This is a genomic window from Stenotrophomonas sp. YJH_SMC_43 (assembly GCF_059372535.1).
Genome location: NZ_JCAFVQ010000003.1, coordinates 917201 through 934112 on the forward strand (window position 1 = coordinate 917201; position 16912 = coordinate 934112).

Genomic DNA, 16912 nt, shown 5'->3' on the forward strand with positions numbered 1-16912 from the left:
TAGCCGGGGCAAGCCCTCGGGGTCTTCTATAATAGCCCCTCCCCGCCCCTCTCCAGCGCCAGCCCATGGGCGCGAAGGCTTCGAGCTTGGCATCCCAGAACGATATGGCGCCCGCCCTGCGCGTGCGCGACCTGCGCAAGACCTACGACAACGGCACCCAGGCCCTGAAGGGGGTTTCCCTGGAAGTGGCCCCGGGCGATTTCTTCGCCCTGCTCGGCCCCAACGGCGCCGGCAAGTCGACCCTGATCGGCATCATCAGCTCCCTGGTCAACCTCAGCGAGGGCCAGGTGGAAGTGTTCGGCAGCGACCTGGTGCGCAACCGCAGCGCCACCATGCGCCTGATCGGGCTGGTGCCGCAGGAAATCAACTTCAACCTGTTCGAGAAGCCCTTCGACATCCTGGTGAACTACGCCGGCTTCTATGGCGTGCCGCGCGAGGAAGCGGAACAGCGCGCCGAAGAGGAGCTGAAGCGCGCGCACCTGTGGGAAAAGGCCCAGGTGATGAGCCGCACGCTGTCCGGCGGCATGAAGCGCCGGCTGATGATCGCCCGCGCGATGATGACCCGCCCGCGCCTGCTGATCCTGGACGAGCCAACCGCCGGCGTGGACATCGAGATCCGTCGCGACATGTGGCGGGTGCTGAAGGAGATCAATGCGGCCGGCACCACGATCATCCTCACCACCCATTACCTGGAAGAAGCCGAGTACCTGTGCCGCCACCTGGCGATCATCAACCATGGGCAGATCGTCGAGCAGGGCCCGATGCGCGCCCTGCTGGCCAAGCTGGACGTGGAAGGCTTCCTGCTGGACATCGACGGTGAGCTGCCGGCGCAGCTGCCGGTGATCGAAGGCGCGACGCTGACCGCGCCGGACCCGCACACGCTGGACATCGACATGCCACGCGCAATGGACCTCAACCGCGTGTTCGCCACGCTCAACGAGGCCGGCATCCGCGTGCGTTCGATGCGTACCAAGAGCAACCGCCTGGAGGAGCTGTTCGTGCGCCTCACTGGCAACCTGGAGACTTCCGCATGAGCACCACCGAGCTGACCGACGGCCAGCGCAACCGCGTCGCGCTGCTGACCATCGTGCGCCGCGAAGTCGCACGCATCATGCGCATCTGGGGCCAGACCCTGGTGCCGCCGGCGATCACCATGACCCTGTACTTCCTGATCTTCGGCAACCTGATCGGGTCGCGCGTGGGTGACATGGGTGGCTACACCTACATGCAGTTCATCGTGCCGGGCCTGGTGATGATGAGCGTGATCCAGAACAGCTACGGCAACATCAGCTCCTCGTTCTTCGGCGCCAAGTTCGGTCGCCACGTGGAAGAACTGCTGGTCAGCCCGATGCCGAACTGGGTGATCCTGTGGGGCTACGTGGCCGGCGCCGTGCTGCGCGGCCTGATGGTGGGCGTGATCGTGCTGATCATCGCGATGTTCTTCACCCCGGTGCGCATCCCGCACCCGCTGGTGATGCTGACCACGGTGATCCTGGGCGCGACGATCTTCTCGCTGGCCGGTTTCATCAATGCGGTGTATGCAAAGAAGTTCGACGACGTGGCGATCGTGCCGACCTTCATCCTGACCCCGCTGACCTACCTGGGCGGCGTGTTCTATTCGGTGAAGCTGCTGCCGGGCTGGGCCGAAGCGGCCACGCATGCGAACCCGATCTTCTACATGGTCAATGCGTTCCGCTATGGCCTGCTGGGCAGCAGCGATGTGCCGCTGCCGGTGGCTTACGGCCTGATGATCGGTTTCGTGGTGGTGCTGACGGCGCTGGCGCTGTGGCTGCTGCGCCGCGGCGTGGGCATGCGCAGCTGAGTTTTGCGTGCAGGGCCTGCGGCCCTGCACCCGCCGAATCAACGTCAACTTCTACGGCAACATCAAAAGCTGGCATTCCGTGGGTTGGCGGGGTGGGTCCGGTTGCGGGGGACGCCGTAAACCCATCCCTGGGGGCTTGGCCGCGGCATCCATGCCGCGGACACCCCCGCAATCGGACCCACCCCGCCTTGGACAGATTGCCGCTGCTGTGGGTAGGTGTCGACCTTGGTCGACACGATGGATCCACGCCATGCGTGGATGAAGCGTTCCAAGCCGATGCTCGGCGCTTTTCGTCTGGGATTGCGGCTAGGCTGTGGCGATGAAGATCACTTCCATTCCGTTGGACAAGGCCGTGTCGGACGGCCCCATCGATGCCTTCAGCCATGTGGTGCTGGGCGATTCGCCCACCCTGGATGAGGTACTGGATTGCCTGGCGTCGCTGCACGTGGCCAATCCCCGCCATCGCTATCTGTGCACGCTCGACGATGTCGGTCAGTGCCGTTACACCAGCATGCACGCGTCCGACGACGCGCGCATCGCACTGTACGAGGACGAAGACCCGGCGACCCCCGAAGATGCGTTGGCGGCACGCGAGCGGTTGCTGGCGCATGTCATCGCGCAGCTGGAGCACTCCTTCCATCGGCTGGAATGGACCACCCTGCCGGGTACCTTGCTGTGCAATGACGCAGACATCGAGACGCTGGTCACGGCCAATGCCGCACCCGACCTCATCGTCGACGAAGCGGTCTGCGTACAGCAGGTGCCGGTGGACCGCGATGACCTGCTGATCGCCGCCCTGCCCAACGGCTACTTCAGCGCGGACTGGGACATCTTCCAGAACCACGCCCTGATACGGCACCTGCAGGAGCGGTACGACTACCGCCTGTTCGGACTCGGCGCATCGTGGCTTGGCTTCCAGCGTAACCGCGCGCCACCGCCAGCAGAGGCAAACGCGTTGGTCGCTGACCTGCAGCGTGTCTACGCTGCCGGAACGCACGACACCTGGTCACAACTGGCTGCAACGCTGGCCACCCGAACCACGCTTCTATTGGGATACACCGAAGACTTCAGCCAACAGCTGTCCTGAGCAGAGCCGCCGAGCGTGGGTCATGCGGGCCGTCCTGACCGGTATCCTTCGGACCGTCGGATGCGACGTTGGCAGAGGCGCGTACTTCTTCCACCACGAGGGGCACCGCCGTTGGCCGCAATCTCCGGCACAATCGGACTCATGATTCCCCCAGAGCACGGTGAACCTGCAATGCGCATCCTGATCCTTGGCGCCGGCGGTACCGGCGGTTACTTCGGTGGTCGCCTGGCCCAGGCCGGCGTGGACGTGACCTTCCTCGTACGCCCCGCGCGCGCCGCACAGCTGGACCGCGATGGCCTGGTCATCCGCAGCCCACTCGGCGATGCCCGCTTCCCGGTGCAGCACGTCACCGCCGATGCGCTGCCCGCATTGGCCGCGCGGAAGCCGTTCGATCTGGTCATCCTCAGCTGCAAGGCCTACGACCTGGACAGCTCGATCGACGCCATTGCTCCGGCCGTGGGCGCGAACACCACCGTGCTGCCGATCCTCAACGGCCTGCACCACTACAACGCGCTGGACCTGCGCTTCGGCCGCGAGGCGGTGCTGGGCGGCCTGTGCTTCATCAGCGCCACCAAGGCCGCCGACGGCGCCGTGCTGCACCTGGGCAAGCCGGCCAAGCTCACCTTCGGCGAGCGCGATGGCGGCGCGATCTCCGCGCGCGTGCGCGCCTTGGCTGCCGCCTGCGCACAGGCCAACCTCGACCACCTGGCCAGCGAGCGCATCGGCCAGGAGCAATGGATCAAGTACACCTTCCTGACCGCGCTGGCCGCGGCCACCTGCCTGCTGCGCGCGGACATCGGCACCATCGTCGCTACCCACGATGGCGAGGCGATCGTGCGCGGCCTGTACGACGAATGCCTGGCGGTGGCCGAAGCCGCCGGTGAGCCGATTCCCGATGCCGCGCAGGACACCGCACGCGGCACTTTGACCCAGGCCGGATCTGCGCTGAAGGCGTCGATGCTGCGCGATCTGGAAGCCGGTCAGCAAGTGGAAGCCGAACAGATCGTCGGCGACATGCTGGCGCGTGCACGTAAAGCCGACCAGGAAGGCCTGCTGCTGCAGGTGGCCTACAGCAGCCTGCAGGCCTACCAGGCACTGCGCGGCGCGTGAGCCTCCCGTTGCAGGCCAGTGCGCTGCCTACGCGGGTGCTGATCCTTGGCATGGGCTGGAGTGGGTGCGTGCTGGCTGCGCAGCTGCAGGCGCGGGGCGTGCAGGTTGCGGGGACGGTGCGCGACCCCTCGTCGGCACCGGACGATGGCCGGCTGCGGCATCAGCTGCGCGCCGACGCGCCACCGTCGTCAGCCCTGCTCGATGAGATTGCACAGGCGGAGGCCGTGCTGTGCAGCGTGCCGCCAGATGCCGAGGGCGACCCGACGCTGCGCCTGCTGCTGCCGGCACTGCAGGCCAGCCCGGCACTGCGCTGGGTGGGCTATCTGTCGTCCACGTCGGTGTATGCCGACCGGGCCGGCGGTTGGGTTGACGAGCGCAGCGCAGCCGATACCACTGAAGCAGCCGGCGTGCAGCGCCTGCGTGCCGAAGTGCAATGGCGTGCACTTGCAGAAGAACGTGGTATCGCCTCGGCGGTGTTCCGCCTGCCGGGGCTGTATGGTCCAGGCCGCAATGCCCTGCTGCAGTTGGCCGAAGGCCGTGCCCGCCATGTGATTCGGCCGGGCCTGGTGTTCAATCGCCTGCACGTAGAGGATCTTGCGGCAGTGATCATCGCGGCGATGCAGCGACCGACCCACCAAGGCCTGTACCTGCCCAGCGACGACGAGCCGGCACCTCCACAGGATGTGCTGGCCCTCGCCGCGCAGCTGGGCGGGTTTGCGATGCCGCCGGCCGTGGCCTGGGACGATCCAGCGCTGAGCCCGACGCTGCAGCGCTTCTACCAGAGCAACAAGCGCATCGACAGCCGTGGCACGCGTGCGGCGCTGGGGTGGGCACCACGGTTTCCGACGTATCGGGAAGGACTGCAGGCGCTGGCCGCTTCGCTCGCCGGGCATGGCCCGGCGCTACCGGACAGCGCTTTGTAGAGCCGAGCCCATGCTCGGCTGCTCTTTGCGTCTTTCGCGCTGCGCGCGATAAGCCGAGCATGGGCTCGGCTCTACGTATCAACCCGCGTCGGGCAGCCGGAAGAACGTGCGCGTGGCCGCCGTGGCATTGGCCGCCGTCACCGCCACGTCCTCGCCACGGTCGCGCGCCAGCTCTTCCACGATGTGCGAGAGGAACATCGGCTCGTTGCGGCGATCCTTCGGCATCGGCTTCAGCGTGCGCGGCAGCAGGTACGGTGCATCGGTCTCGATCATCAGGCGGTTGGCCGGGATGTTCTTCACCAGTTCGCGCAGGTGCGCGCCACGGCGCTCGTCACACAGCCAGCCGGTGATGCCGATGTACCAGTCCTGGTCGAGGTAGTCGAACAGCTCATCGCGTTCGCCGGTGAAGCAATGCACCACCGCCGGGCCGATGCGCCCTTCGAAGTTCTTCATCTGCGCCATGAAATCGGCGTGCGCGTCGCGCTGGTGCAGGAACAGGGGCTTGCCGTTGTCTGCCGCCAGCTGCAGCTGGCGCTCGAAGGCGCGGTGCTGGGCCGGGCGCGGCGAGAAATCACGGAAGTAGTCCAACCCACACTCCCCCACCGCCACTACTTCCGGGTGGGCATGCAGCGCGCGCATCTCGGCATCGCATTCCTCGGTGTATTCCACCGCGTGATGCGGGTGCACGCCGGCCGTTGCGTACAGGAAGCCCGGATGCTGCTGGGCCAGCTGCATCGCCAACGGCGAGTGCTCGCGGCTGGCGCCGGTGATGACCATCTGCACCACGCCGGCCTGGCGCGCGCGATCCAGCACGGCATCGCGGTCACGGTCGAAGGAATCGTGGGTCAGGTTGGCGCCGATATCGATCAGGTGCATGGTCATCGTGGGGGAAAAGTGCCCGCGCATTGTACCTGCGCCCGCCGTGGCCCCTTATCCTTTGCACATGAACGCCCCGCTCTTCCCGATTTCCCCGCTGCTGCCGCAGATCCAGCAGCACCTGGCCGCGCAGCCACGGCTGGTGCTGGAAGCCCCGCCCGGCGCCGGCAAGACCACCCAGGTGCCGCTGGCGCTGCTCGATGCACCGTGGTTGCAGGGGCGGAAGATCATCCTGCTGGAACCACGCCGGGTGGCCGCACGCAGCGCTGCACTGTTCATGGCGCGGCAGCTGGGCGAGGAGGTCGGTGGCACGATCGGCTACCGCATCCGCTTCGAGAACAAGGTCTCGGCGCGCACCCGCATTGAAGTCGTCACCGAAGGCATCCTGACCCGCATGCTGCAGGACGACCCGATGCTGGAAGAGGTCGGTGCGATCCTGTTCGACGAATTCCACGAGCGCCATCTCAGCGGTGATCTCGGCCTGGCACTGGCGCTCGACGTGCAGGCACAGCTGCGCGATGACCTGCGCCTGGTGGTGATGTCGGCCACGCTGGATGGCGAGCGCCTGGCACGCTTCCTCGATGCGCCGCGGCTGAGCAGCGAGGGCCGCAGCTACCCGGTGACGGTCAGCCATTTCCCGGCGCGCCGCGATGAGGCGCTGGAGCTGCAGGTGCGCCGCGCGGTGCAGCAGGCCCTGGCCGAACACCCCGGTGACCTGCTGGTGTTCCTGCCCGGCCAGCGCGAGATCGCGCGGGTGCAGACTGGCCTGCAGGAATCACTGGATGCCGGCGTCGAAGTGCTGGCGCTGCACGGTGAACTGCCGGTGGAACAACAGGCGCGCGTGCTGCAGGCCGCCAGCGATGGTCGCCGCCGCGTGGTGCTGGCCACCAACGTGGCCGAGTCCTCGGTGACCCTGCCCGGCGTGCGCGTGGTGATCGACAGCGGCCAGGCACGCGAGCCGCGCTACGACCCCAACAGCGGCTTCACCCGGCTGGACGTGGTGGCCATCGCCCAGGCGTCGGCCGACCAGCGCGCCGGCCGCGCCGGTCGCGTGGCCGAAGGCGTGGCCTGGCGGCTGTGGCCGCAGTCGCAGCGGTTGGAGCCACAGCGTCGCGCCGAGATCGACCAGGTGGAACTGGCAGGACTGGCACTGGAACTGGCGGCCTGGGGCAGCAGCGACCTGCGCTTCCTCGACCCGCCGCCGGCCGGTCCGATGGGCGCGGCACGCGAACTGCTGCAACGGCTCGGCGCCCTGTCCAGCAGCGGTGCGATCACCGCACTTGGCCGGCGCGTGCTGGCGTTGGGCACGCATCCGCGGATGGCGGCGATGCTGCTGGCGGCGCCCGATGCACGTGCGCAGGCGCTGGCCGCTGATCTGGCCGCCCTGCTGGAGGCGCGCGACCCATTGCGCCAGGGCGGTGACGCGCTGGCGGCACGCTGGCGCGCACTGGCCGCGTTCCGCAATGGCCGCGCACCGGGTGACGCCAACCGCAGCGGTCTGGCCGCCATCGATGCGGCCGCCAAGCAGTGGCGACGTCGCCTGCGCTGTGATGCCGCGCCGCCCGCCAGCATCGAGGCCCACGAACTGGGTGACCTGCTCGCACATGCCTTCCCCGACCGGATCGGTTTCCAGCATCCCAGCGATCCATTGCGCTACCTGCTGGCCAATGGTCGCAGCGCGCGCCTGCACGAACTGAGCGACCTGCGTGGCGAACCGTGGCTGGTGGCCAGCGAGCTTCGCTTCGAGGCACGCGATGCGCTGCTGCTGCGTGCCGCACCGGTGGACGAAGGCCAGCTGCGCAAGGCGTGGCCGGAGCGCTTCGTCACCGAAGATGTGGTCCGCTGGGACAGCGAGCGCCGCGCCCTGGTGGCCCTGCGCGAGACCCGTTTCGACCGCATCGTGCTGGACAGCCGCTCGGCCGGCCGGGTCGATCCGCAGCACGCCGCGCAGGCGCTGACTGACGCGGTGGCCGAGCTCGGCCTGCAGGCGCTGCCATGGACCGAAGGTCTGCGCCAGTGGCAGGCACGGGTGGAATCACTGCGGCGCTGGATGCCGGAGTTGGATCTGCCCGACTGCAGCGACGCGGCCCTGCTGGCCAACCGTACGCAGTGGCTGCAGCCCGCGTTCGCCGGCAAGAGCCGTCTGGATGCGCTGGACGAGTCCAGCTTCGGCGAGGCGCTGAAGTCGCCGCTGGAGTGGTCGCAGCGGCAGCTGGTCGAGCGCCATGCGCCGACCCGCATCACCGTACCTTCAGGCTTGGAACGGCCGATCACCTACGCGTTGGACAGCGAAAGTGGCGAGCCGTTGCCGCCGGTGCTGGCGGTGAAGCTGCAGGAACTGTTCGGCCTGGCTGATACGCCGCGCATCGCCGATGGGCGCGTGCCGCTGACCCTGCACCTGCTGTCGCCCGGTGGCCGGCCGCTGCAGGTCACCCAGGACCTGCGCAACTTCTGGGAAAACACCTACGCCGAAGTGAAAAAGGAGATGAAGGGCCGCTACCCGCGCCATCCGTGGCCGGATGACCCGTGGACGGCCACGGCCACGCACCGGGCCAAGCCACGCGGGACCTGACCGGCCCTGCCGGCACCACCGGTTGCGGACCCTGCCTGATCCTGAATGGCTGCGGTAAAGTCACGCCACGTGCGGCCTCGACTGACATACCGTTTACGGGCAACACGCGACACTGGACTTCGACCCGAGGCAAAGGACCCCCCGCATGAGCAAGCTGACCGTAATCACCGACCGCGCTCTGGAGCGCGCCCTGGAGCTGGCCCACACCGCCGGCGATGGCCTGAAGAGCGCCGGTGGCAGCCTGCGCAATGCGGATTGGATCAAGACCGGCGCCGCCATCGGCGCAGTGAAGACCGGCGGCAAGGCCGCGACCAAGTTCGTGCGCCGCAATCCGGCAGTGGCCGTGGCCGCAGCTGCGGTCGGTGTGGGCCTGCTCGGCTATGCGCTGTACCGCAAGCAGCAGAAGAAGAAGGCCGCCAATGGCCACGTGGTGAATGGGCAGGCTCAGCGCATCAATGCACGTGACCGCCGCAATGACACCGTGGTGGATGAGCACAGCGATATCGGCAGCGACGCCTGAGATCGTCGGCCGCTGCCAGGGCCGGGGTCCTTCCGCAGGAAGGGCTCCGGCCTTTTCATTTCAACCGATCTGCCGCCACTGGCCCGGCTGCAGGTCGTCCAGCCGGTAGGGTCCCATCGACACGCGGACCAGCCGCAGCGTCGGCAGGTTCACCGCCGCGGTCATCCGCCGCACCTGGCGGTTGCGGCCCTCGCGGATCGTGATCGCCAACCAGCTGTCAGGCACGGTCTTGCGGAAACGTACCGGCGGATCCCGTGTCCACAGCGACGGCGCCGGATCGAGGCGCTCGATCTTCGCCTGCAGGGTCGGCCCGTCGTTCAGCTCAACGCCGTCGCGCAGCCGCTGCAGCTGCTCGTCGCTGGGGGTGCCTTCCACCTGCACCCAGTACGTCTTGTCGGCCTTGTGCTTCGGGTCGGTCAGCTTGTGCGCCAGCGCACCGTTGTCGGTCAGCAGCAGCAGGCCCTCGCTGTCATGGTCCAGGCGGCCGGCGGCATACACGCGCGGCGGCAGGCCAAACCCGGCCAGGGTCGGCCGCGGCGGCACGCTGCGGTCGGTGAACTGGCAGAGCACGTTGAAGGGCTTGTTGAAGGCAATCAGCATTGCGGGCACGACGGGCGGCAGGTGCAGCATTGTCCCATGCCGCGCAACCTCGGCCGAGCGCGGCCCCGGTGCTGCCGGGCATCACGCCGGCCGAGGCTGCGGCGGGATCAGCCGAAGACCTTCCACTCCAGCAGGAACGAACCCAACACCAGTGCGATGCCGCACGCCGCGATGACATTGGCCCGGCGCCGCAGGCGGACCGGTGGCGGATTCATGGCACGCGCACGTTCCTCCAGCAGCGCACCGGCGAACAGCACGGCAAACCCCACCGTCGCCACCAGGTCGTGGGCATGGCCACCGTAGAACACGAAATCAATCAGCCGCGCCAGCACCAGCACGGCAACTGCGATGTAAAAAATCTTCTTCAACTATCCATGTCCTTGCATACGATCGAATTCCGGCGCATGGCCGGCCTTGGGACCAGCCATGCGCCGCGCTACGCGCGATGAGCCGAGCATGGGCTCGGCTCTACAGAGTCAGCATGCGCCAGCCCGGCACCCCTCTTACGGCTTGATGAAGCGCAGGGTCATGCGATCGCTCTCGCCGATCGCCTGGTACTTCGCGTCGTCGGCCTTGTCGTGCTGGTTGGTCGGCGGCAGCGTCCACACGCCGTTCGGGTGGTCCTTGGTGTCCCGCGGGTTGGCGTTGACCTCGCTGCGCGCATCCAGCTTGAAACCAGCCGCCTCGGCCATCGCGATCACCTGCTGCTGGCCGACATAGCCGGTGTCATCGTCGTCGGCCACATCGGCCTTGGCGCGATGCTCGACCACGCCCAGCACGCCGCCCGGCTTGAGCACGTTGAAGAAGCCCTGGAACATGCCCTGCGCCTGGCCGGCCTTGCGCCAGTTGTGCACGTTGCGGAAGGTCAGCACCACGTCGGCTGAATTGGCCGGGCCGAACACCGGCTTGGCCGGATCGTAGGCGACCACGGCAGTCTTGCCGAACTGCGCCGGTGCGCCGGCGTACTTCTTTTCCAGGCTGTCGCGGCTGCGCTGCTGGTAATCACGGCCGCGGCCTTCGGGTACGGCCATCGGGTCGACCACGGCGGCGACGTAATGACCCTTGTCATGCAGCAGCGGCGCCAGGATCTCCGAGTACCAGCCGTTGCCGGGGGTGATCTCGATGACGGTCTTTTCCGGAGCCACCCTGAAGAACGACAGCGTCTGCGCCGGATGACGGAAGCCATCGCGCTTGACGTTGTTGGCATCGCGGGTGGGCGCCTTCACCGCCGCGTCGATGGCCGGCGAGACCTCGATCTTCGCCGGCGCGACCGTGGCCGGTGCGGCGAACGCGGGAACAGCAGCAAGCAGGGCCGAAGCAAGCAGCAGTCGGCAACCACGCAGGGACGAAGCAGGCATCATCGGGACGACTCCAACGGAAGATGCGGCGAGACTAGCAGTCACAGCGTCCCAGGTGTTCACAAAACGTTAGCTGCGTGCGCGCCGCGGAACACTGTTTTGTGGTCGTCGCCGCAGCACGGTCACACATCGCGTTCTATTCTGGAGCACTTCCCCCAAGGAGTCCGTGCCCATGACGGCAACCCGCGAACTGGGCCGTTCCGGCCTGCATGTACGTCCGCTCGCCTTCGGTGGCAACGTGTTCGGCTGGAGCGCCGATGAGAAGGCCAGCTTCGCCCTGCTCGATGCCTTCGTCGACGCCGGTTTCAATCTGGTCGACACCGCCGATGTGTACTCGGCCTGGGTGCCGGGCAACGCCGGCGGCGAATCGGAAACACTGATCGGCAAGTGGTTCGCGCGCAGCGGCAAGCGCGACAAGGTGGTGCTGGCGACCAAGGTGGCCAAGTGGGCCGAACGCCCCGGCCTGACCCCGGACAACATTACTGCGGCGGTCGAGGATTCGCTGCGCCGCCTGCAGACCGACGTGATCGATCTGTACCAGGCCCACGAGGATGACGAGTCGACGCCGCTGGAAGCGACCCTGGCTGCGTTCGGCCGCCTGATCGAAGCCGGCAAGGTACGTGCGATCGGTGCCTCCAACTACAGCGCCACGCGCCTGGCCGATGCGCTGAAGGTGTCCACCGACTACAAGCTGCCGCGTTACGAAACCCTGCAGCCGGAGTACAACCTGTATGACCGCGCCGGCTACGAAAAGGAACTGGAACCGCTGGTGCAGCGCGAGCAGATCGGCGTGATCGGCTACTACGCGCTGGCCAGTGGCTTCCTCAGCGGCAAGTACCGCACGCCGGCCGATGCAGCCAAGAGCCCGGCGCGTGGCGAGAACGTAGTGAAGCGCTATCTGAACCCGCGCGGCCTGCGCATCCTGCAGGCGCTGGATGACGTGGCCAGCAAGCACGGCGCCAGCGCCGCACAGATCGCGCTGGCGTGGCAGATCGCGCGGCCGTCGATCACTGCGCCGATCGTCAGCGCCACCACCGTCGAACAGCTGCACGATCTGCTGGCAGCGGCCAACCTGTCGTTGAGCGTGCAGGACGTCGCGCAGCTGGATGCCGCCAGCGCGGAAGCCTGAGTTGTAGTGCCGGCCGCTGGCCGGCATTGCACAACAGCGAAGAAAATAATTGAATAAAATGGTTGCGCGCGACTAAATCGTGGTTTATCGTGCGCACCTCGTTTCAACGACCACTGGAAAACTCCCTTGAACGCGCACTCCGTCGCCACCGCCAAACTACTGCCATGCCTGCGCATGGACGTGCTGGCGCGCGCGTTCGGCAAGGAAGACCAGCTGACAACGGCCTGATACCCGCCCTGCGGAGATCGGCCACCCCGATCTCCGAGGCCTGACGACGCCCTCGGAACGCAAGTCCCGGGGGCGTTTTCGTTTGCGTCGGCACAAGGACCCGCGATGCCAGAACTGCACCCCGCGCGGCAACCCGCCGCTCACTGACCCAGGTTTCTTCGCCGCACCGGAGGATTTTCTCCGCGTGCATGGCAACGCCTGGACATTATCTGCATCGCACCCAAACATTATCGCTCGCCGATAATGTCGGTGGCCTGCACCTTCGATTCTCCAACGGTCCCGTTTCCACCACGGGCTGGTGCGCGCGGCGTTGCCGTGGCGTATGCCGGAGGTCGCGGACATGCCATCGCCTGGATCGCCTGCTGGAGGCAGGCGCCGGTTCGCCGGTACGCGGTTCGATTCCGCGCGGTTCACCACTGGATAGCTCAGTAGGGTAGAGCAACGGATCCTGATTCCGTCTGTCGTGGGTTCGATTCCCACTCCAAACCACATGACCTGTCACGTCATGACTTGAAGCAACACCCGGGGCGCAAGCCCCAGCGGCCATCGTCGCCATCCACGGACATCGCCTTCGGGCAGGAACGTGGAAGGCAACGGAGCGCACGCCGGGCTCCGGCCCGCCGCCACTGCCAGCCACGTTCCGCACCGGTGCTGCCTGCCGGGAACGACGATGGCAGCACTGCCGGTGCACCGAAGGCTCCGCGCGCGGACCGTCCGCCGATGGCCGCCCTCTTCCGCCGCCTGCACGTGGTGTGCAGGCGGCCGCGCCACGGACCTGATCGACCCGGGTCATGGCGATTCATACGCAACGGGTCGAACCACCAGAGCCATACAAGGAGAGACTCCCATGTTCTGGACCATCAAGGTCGTGATCGGCGACGGCGAGCGCGGCCTGGTGTATCGCAACCGTCGTTTCCAGCAGATCCTGCTGCCGGGCGTGCACCGCCTGTCGCCGTTCGGCGGCCGCCCACACGTGGACATCCACACCGCATCGAAGGGCGCGGCCTATACCGGCAGCGACCAGGACAGCCTGATCGAAGCGCTGGGCGCACAGCTGGACATCCACTTCGTGCTGGCCAATGTTGGCGCCAGCGAGGTCGGCCTGTTGCTGCGCAATGGCCGCATCGATGAAGTGCTGCCGCCGGGCAGCCGTCGCCTGTACTGGCGCGGTTCGGTCGACACCCAGGTGCGCGTGATGGCGCTGGGTGACGAGCCGCGCATTCCGGTGGACGTGCAGCAGCGCCTGGGCCAGCTGGGCGTGCTGCCGCGTGTGGCGGTGATCAGCACCGTGCCGAGCGAGTCGGTGGGCCTGCTGTTCATCGATGGCACGCTGCGGCAGACGCTGGACGCCGGCCTGCACGCGTTCTGGAACTTCAACGGCAACGTGTCGGTGGAGCGCGTGGAGCTGCGTGCACGTTCACTGGACGTGTCCGGCCAGGAGCTGCTCAGCCGCGACAAGGTCACCCTGCGGGTGAACCTGGCCGCGACCGTGCAGGTGGTCGACCCGGTGCGTGCACACCGCACGCTGAGCAATGCCGATGAGTTCATCTATCGGCAGCTGCAGTTCGGCCTGCGCCAGGCGATCGCCGCACGCAGCCTGGACGAGCTGCTGGGCGACAAGTCCGCGCTGGACGGCGAGATTGCCGCCCACGTGCAGGGCGCGATCGAGGGCCACGGTGTACGCCTGCTCGGCGTCGGCATCAAGGACGTGATCCTGCCGGGCGAGATGAAGGAGATCCTCAACGGCGTGGTGCTTGCCGAGAAGCAGGCCCAGGCCAGCGTGATCCGCCGCCGCGAGGAGGCCAACGCCACGCGTTCGCAGCTCAACACCGCAAAGCTGATCGAGGACAACCCGGTGCTGATGCGCTTGAAGGAGCTGGAGGCGCTGGAGAAGGTCACCGAGAAGATCGACAAGCTCACCGTGTTCGGCGGCCTGGATGGCGTGCTGAAGCAGCTGGTGACGATCAGGTAGGGGGTCGCGGCGGCGCAGGGACGCGCCGCCGGCCCATCAAGGACATTCAATAAGACAATGGACACGCAACAGAACTATCAATGGCTGCACGCCGATGGCACCACGCCGATCAAGGGCTGGATCAACGGTGTGCCGCTGGAGGCACAGGCCCACGAGCAGCTGCGCAACATCGCCGCGATCCCGTTCGTCGGGCCGTGGGTGGCGGTGATGCCGGACGTGCACCTGGGCAAGGGCGCGACCGTGGGCTCAGTGATTCCGACCCGTGGCGCGATCATTCCGGCCGCGGTCGGCGTCGACATCGGCTGCGGCATGGCGGCGGTGCGTACCACGCTGCGCGCCAACGACCTGCCCGATGACCTGCGGCAACTGCGCAACAGCATCGAGCGCAGCATCCCGGTCGGCAACGGGCGCGGCGGCGAGCATCGCCGCATGCCCGACAGCATCCACACCCGGTTGGTGCAGTCCGGGCTGGCCGACGGCCTGGAGAAGATCAAGGACAAGCACCGCAGGATCCGCACCGATAAGCTGGACCGCCAGCTGGGTACGCTGGGCGGCGGCAACCACTTCATCGAACTGTGCCTGGACGAGACGGATACGGTGTGGGTGATGCTGCACAGCGGCTCGCGCGGCACCGGCAACCTGATCGGCACCTACTTCATCGAGAAGGCGCGCGAGGAGCTGGCACGGCGCGTGCTCGGCTTCCACCTGCCGGACAAGGACCTGGCGTTCTTCATGGAAGGCGAGCCGCTGTTCGATGACTACGTTGAAGCGGTGTCGTGGGCGCAGGACTACGCGCGGCAGAACCGCGAGGCGATGATGTCGCGCGTGCTGGCCGAGATGCGCCACCGCTTGCCGAAGTTCCAGCTGGCGGCGATGGCGGTGAACTGCCACCACAACTACGTGCAGAAGGAAACGCATCACGGCCAGGAGCTGCTGGTGACACGCAAGGGCGCCGTCAGTGCCCGCGAGGGTGAGCTGGGCATCATTCCCGGCAGCATGGGCACGCGCAGCTACATCGTGCGTGGCAAGGGCAACGCGGACAGCTTCCACAGCTGCAGCCACGGTGCCGGCCGGGTGATGAGCCGTGGCGCCGCGCGCCAGCAGATCACGCTGGCCCAGCACCGCGACGCCACCGCGCACGTGGAATGCCGCAAGGACAGCGGCGTGCTGGATGAGTCACCGGCCGCGTACAAGTCGATCGACGATGTGATGGCCGCGCAGCTGGACCTGGTCGAGGTGGTGCACACCCTGCGCCAGGTGCTGTGCGTGAAGGGGTAACCGAGCGGTGCCGGCCTAGGCCGGCACCCACCGGAACACGTTCAGCGCGCCACGCTGTCTTCAGTCACCAGCGCGTGGTGCACGCCGATGCCCGCACGCACGCCCTCGGCAGCAGCCAGGGTGATGTTGCCAACTGTGGTTGCATCGCCGGCGGCGTACACGTTCGGCAGCGAGGTCTGCTTCATCGCATCGACCTCGATCAGCACGCCCAGCGGGCTTTCCACCAGGGTGCAGCCCAGCTGCTGCACCAGCGGCGTCGCCATCGTCTGCGTGGCCGGCACGAACAGCGCGCGTTGCGCGATGCGGCGGCCATCAGCCAACTCCACTTCCAGCCAGGTCGGCTGGTCGCCCTGCACGCCCACCACCGGCGCGGTCTCGATCTGCACGCCGCGCTGCTGCATGGCGGCCCGCTCCTCCTCGGTGATCGGCAGGCCCTGGCTGAAGAAGGTGACATTTCCCCAATCGGCGAACAGCGGCGCCTTGCTGGCGGACATCGGGTGCCCACCAAGCAGACCGATTGCGCCACCACCCACTTCATAGCCATGGCAGTACGGGCAATGCAGCACGGTGCTGCCCCAGCGCTCGGCCAGGCCCGGCAACGCCGGCAACTGGTCGGCAATACCGCTGGCCAGCAGCAGCTTGCGCGCGGCCAGGACCTGGCCATCGGCGGTACGCACTTCCACGCCTTCGGCGCGGGCGGTGGCCTGCACGGCTTCGGCATGCACCCAACGCACTGTGGGGTAGTCCAGCAGCTGCTGTCGCGCGGTCTTCAGCAGCTCGGCGCCACTGGTGCCATCCAGCCCCAGCACGCCATGCGAATGGCTGGCGAAGCGGTTGCGCGGCAATCCGGCGTCGATGACCGTGACCGGGCGGCGGGCGCGGGCGAGGATCAGGCCGGCGGCAATGCCGGCATAGCTGCCGCCAACGATGAGCACATCAGGATTCATGATGACCTTCCAGGGAACGGTGATGGGCGAGATGGCGGGCGAAGTCGGCGCCGAGCTGGTCCAGCGTGGTGGCCTGCAGCCGCTGTTCGAGAAGGCGCTGTGCTTCGCGCGCCCCTTCGAGCAGGGCGCTGTTGACCAGCTGCTGGATCGGGCAGCCGCCGCCGGAATCGCGGGCGCCGACCTGCACCAGCGGTGGTGCGCCCACGGCCAGATAGATGTCATGCAGGGTGATCGTTGCGGCATCGCGTGCCAGCAGGCTGCCGCCGCCGTGGCCGCGGGTGCTGCGCACCAGGCCGGCCTTGTGCAGCTGTGCCAGCAGGCGACGGATCACCACCGGATGCGTCGGCAGGCACGACGCCAGCTGCTCGGACGTACGCGGGGCAGCGTGGCCCACCAGATGCGCCATCACGTGCAGGGCGTCGGAAAGCGGGTTTGCTGATTTCATGTAACAACAATAGTTACATTTAAACCACCTGTCGAGAGTCCGTAT

At 67.4% G+C, this 16912-nt stretch carries 16 protein-coding genes and 1 tRNA gene; 11 read left to right on the forward strand and 6 right to left on the reverse strand.

All coding sequences use genetic code 11. The features are described from left to right. Positions 1 to 65 precede the first annotated feature (65 nt). The 5 genes from AC5QAH_RS16385 (at position 66) to AC5QAH_RS16405 (ending at position 4942) form a co-directional block, all read left to right on the forward strand. Positions 66 to 1034, forward strand: a complete 969-nt coding sequence (locus tag AC5QAH_RS16385; protein WP_019336751.1) for an ABC transporter ATP-binding protein — start codon at positions 66 to 68, stop codon at positions 1032 to 1034. After that, positions 1031 to 1822 (forward strand): ABC transporter permease, encoded by a 792-nt coding sequence (locus AC5QAH_RS16390; RefSeq protein ID WP_019336752.1) that lies wholly within the window; start codon positions 1031 to 1033, stop codon positions 1820 to 1822. The genes AC5QAH_RS16385 and AC5QAH_RS16390 overlap by 4 nt, the downstream gene beginning before the upstream one ends. 319 nt (positions 1823 to 2141) lie before the next feature. Continuing rightward, positions 2142 to 2909 carry a hypothetical protein gene (locus AC5QAH_RS16395; protein ID WP_049480096.1) on the forward strand — a complete coding sequence of 256 codons (768 nt, stop codon included), beginning with the start codon at positions 2142 to 2144 and terminating at the stop codon, positions 2907 to 2909. A 171-nt stretch (positions 2910 to 3080) separates the two neighbouring features. Beyond that, positions 3081 to 4019, forward strand: coding sequence for a 2-dehydropantoate 2-reductase (panE, locus tag AC5QAH_RS16400; RefSeq protein WP_143994901.1), 939 nt, complete (start codon positions 3081 to 3083; stop codon positions 4017 to 4019). Continuing rightward, on the forward strand, positions 4016 to 4942 hold the full coding sequence (locus tag AC5QAH_RS16405) for an NAD-dependent epimerase/dehydratase family protein (RefSeq protein ID WP_241874116.1): 927 nt from the start codon (positions 4016 to 4018) through the stop codon (positions 4940 to 4942). The genes panE and AC5QAH_RS16405 overlap by 4 nt, the downstream gene beginning before the upstream one ends. 78 nt (positions 4943 to 5020) lie before the next feature. Here the strand turns inward: AC5QAH_RS16405 and AC5QAH_RS16410 are convergent, their stop codons facing one another. Next, positions 5021 to 5818, reverse strand: a complete 798-nt coding sequence (locus AC5QAH_RS16410; protein WP_143994903.1) for a TatD family hydrolase — start codon at positions 5816 to 5818, stop codon at positions 5021 to 5023. A 67-nt stretch (positions 5819 to 5885) separates the two neighbouring features. Here AC5QAH_RS16410 and hrpB point away from each other — a divergent pair, with 67 nt between their 5' ends. Together hrpB and AC5QAH_RS16420 are read left to right on the forward strand one after the other, a co-directional pair. Continuing rightward, a complete protein-coding gene (hrpB, locus tag AC5QAH_RS16415; RefSeq protein ID WP_143994904.1) occupies positions 5886 to 8390 on the forward strand; it encodes an ATP-dependent helicase HrpB in 2505 nt (834 codons plus the stop codon). Positions 8391 to 8535: 145 nt separating this feature from the next. Continuing rightward, a complete protein-coding gene (locus AC5QAH_RS16420; protein WP_019336760.1) occupies positions 8536 to 8910 on the forward strand; it encodes a hypothetical protein in 375 nt (124 codons plus the stop codon). A gap of 60 nt (positions 8911 to 8970) precedes the next feature. On the opposite strand, the gene AC5QAH_RS16425 is transcribed toward AC5QAH_RS16420, so the two are convergent. The 3 genes from AC5QAH_RS16425 to AC5QAH_RS16435 form a co-directional block, all read right to left on the reverse strand. Further along, entirely contained in the window at positions 8971 to 9510 is a 540-nt protein-coding gene (locus tag AC5QAH_RS16425) for a pseudouridine synthase (RefSeq protein WP_143994905.1), read from the reverse strand. Between the two features lie 107 nt (positions 9511 to 9617). After that, entirely contained in the window at positions 9618 to 9878 is a 261-nt protein-coding gene (locus AC5QAH_RS16430) for a hypothetical protein (protein WP_241874117.1), read from the reverse strand. Between the two features lie 135 nt (positions 9879 to 10013). Continuing rightward, positions 10014 to 10871, reverse strand: coding sequence for a class I SAM-dependent methyltransferase (locus tag AC5QAH_RS16435; protein ID WP_010482267.1), 858 nt, complete (start codon positions 10869 to 10871; stop codon positions 10014 to 10016). A 169-nt stretch (positions 10872 to 11040) separates the two neighbouring features. Between AC5QAH_RS16435 and AC5QAH_RS16440 the strand changes: the two genes are divergently transcribed. From AC5QAH_RS16440 to AC5QAH_RS16455, 4 genes are all read left to right on the forward strand, one after another. Continuing rightward, the gene (locus AC5QAH_RS16440) at positions 11041 to 11997 is read left to right on the forward strand and encodes an aldo/keto reductase (RefSeq protein WP_057504411.1); all 957 of its coding nucleotides are present in this window, start codon (positions 11041 to 11043) and stop codon (positions 11995 to 11997) included. 644 nt (positions 11998 to 12641) lie between these two features. Beyond that, a tRNA-Gln gene (locus tag AC5QAH_RS16445) sits at positions 12642 to 12714 on the forward strand. A gap of 358 nt (positions 12715 to 13072) precedes the next feature. Continuing rightward, positions 13073 to 14197: a slipin family protein gene (locus AC5QAH_RS16450; protein WP_143994907.1), complete on the forward strand. Its 1125-nt coding sequence runs from the start codon at positions 13073 to 13075 to the stop codon at positions 14195 to 14197. Between the two features lie 57 nt (positions 14198 to 14254). Further along, the gene (locus tag AC5QAH_RS16455; protein ID WP_197602019.1) at positions 14255 to 15475 is read left to right on the forward strand and encodes an RtcB family protein; all 1221 of its coding nucleotides are present in this window, start codon (positions 14255 to 14257) and stop codon (positions 15473 to 15475) included. A gap of 41 nt (positions 15476 to 15516) precedes the next feature. Here the strand turns inward: AC5QAH_RS16455 and AC5QAH_RS16460 are convergent, their stop codons facing one another. Together AC5QAH_RS16460 and AC5QAH_RS16465 are read right to left on the reverse strand one after the other, a co-directional pair. Then, positions 15517 to 16422, reverse strand: a complete 906-nt coding sequence (locus tag AC5QAH_RS16460; protein ID WP_143994909.1) for an NAD(P)/FAD-dependent oxidoreductase — start codon at positions 16420 to 16422, stop codon at positions 15517 to 15519. After that, the gene (locus AC5QAH_RS16465; RefSeq protein WP_134958883.1) at positions 16412 to 16867 is read right to left on the reverse strand and encodes an Rrf2 family transcriptional regulator; all 456 of its coding nucleotides are present in this window, start codon (positions 16865 to 16867) and stop codon (positions 16412 to 16414) included. The genes AC5QAH_RS16460 and AC5QAH_RS16465 overlap by 11 nt, the downstream gene beginning before the upstream one ends. Between the last annotated feature and the right edge of the window lie 45 nt (positions 16868 to 16912).

Bases quoted from the DNA above. Each gene is read 5' to 3' on its own strand.
- AC5QAH_RS16425 (WP_143994905.1), bottom strand. From the start codon at position 9,510: ATGCTGATTGCCTTCAACAAGCCCTTCAACGTGCTCTGCCAGTTCACC.
- AC5QAH_RS16455 (WP_197602019.1), top strand. From the start codon at position 14,255: ATGGACACGCAACAGAACTATCAATGGCTGCACGCCGATGGCACCACG.
- AC5QAH_RS16385 (WP_019336751.1), top strand. From the start codon at position 66: ATGGGCGCGAAGGCTTCGAGCTTGGCATCCCAGAACGATATGGCGCCC.
- AC5QAH_RS16410 (WP_143994903.1), bottom strand. From the start codon at position 5,818: ATGCACCTGATCGATATCGGCGCCAACCTGACCCACGATTCCTTCGAC.
- AC5QAH_RS16450 (WP_143994907.1), top strand. From the start codon at position 13,073: ATGTTCTGGACCATCAAGGTCGTGATCGGCGACGGCGAGCGCGGCCTG.
- AC5QAH_RS16420 (WP_019336760.1), top strand. From the start codon at position 8,536: ATGAGCAAGCTGACCGTAATCACCGACCGCGCTCTGGAGCGCGCCCTG.
- AC5QAH_RS16465 (WP_134958883.1), bottom strand. From the start codon at position 16,867: ATGAAATCAGCAAACCCGCTTTCCGACGCCCTGCACGTGATGGCGCAT.
- AC5QAH_RS16435 (WP_010482267.1), bottom strand. From the start codon at position 10,871: ATGATGCCTGCTTCGTCCCTGCGTGGTTGCCGACTGCTGCTTGCTTCG.
- AC5QAH_RS16390 (WP_019336752.1), top strand. From the start codon at position 1,031: ATGAGCACCACCGAGCTGACCGACGGCCAGCGCAACCGCGTCGCGCTG.
- panE (WP_143994901.1), top strand. From the start codon at position 3,081: ATGCGCATCCTGATCCTTGGCGCCGGCGGTACCGGCGGTTACTTCGGT.
- AC5QAH_RS16440 (WP_057504411.1), top strand. From the start codon at position 11,041: ATGACGGCAACCCGCGAACTGGGCCGTTCCGGCCTGCATGTACGTCCG.
- AC5QAH_RS16395 (WP_049480096.1), top strand. From the start codon at position 2,142: ATGAAGATCACTTCCATTCCGTTGGACAAGGCCGTGTCGGACGGCCCC.
- AC5QAH_RS16460 (WP_143994909.1), bottom strand. From the start codon at position 16,422: ATGAATCCTGATGTGCTCATCGTTGGCGGCAGCTATGCCGGCATTGCC.
- hrpB (WP_143994904.1), top strand. From the start codon at position 5,886: ATGAACGCCCCGCTCTTCCCGATTTCCCCGCTGCTGCCGCAGATCCAG.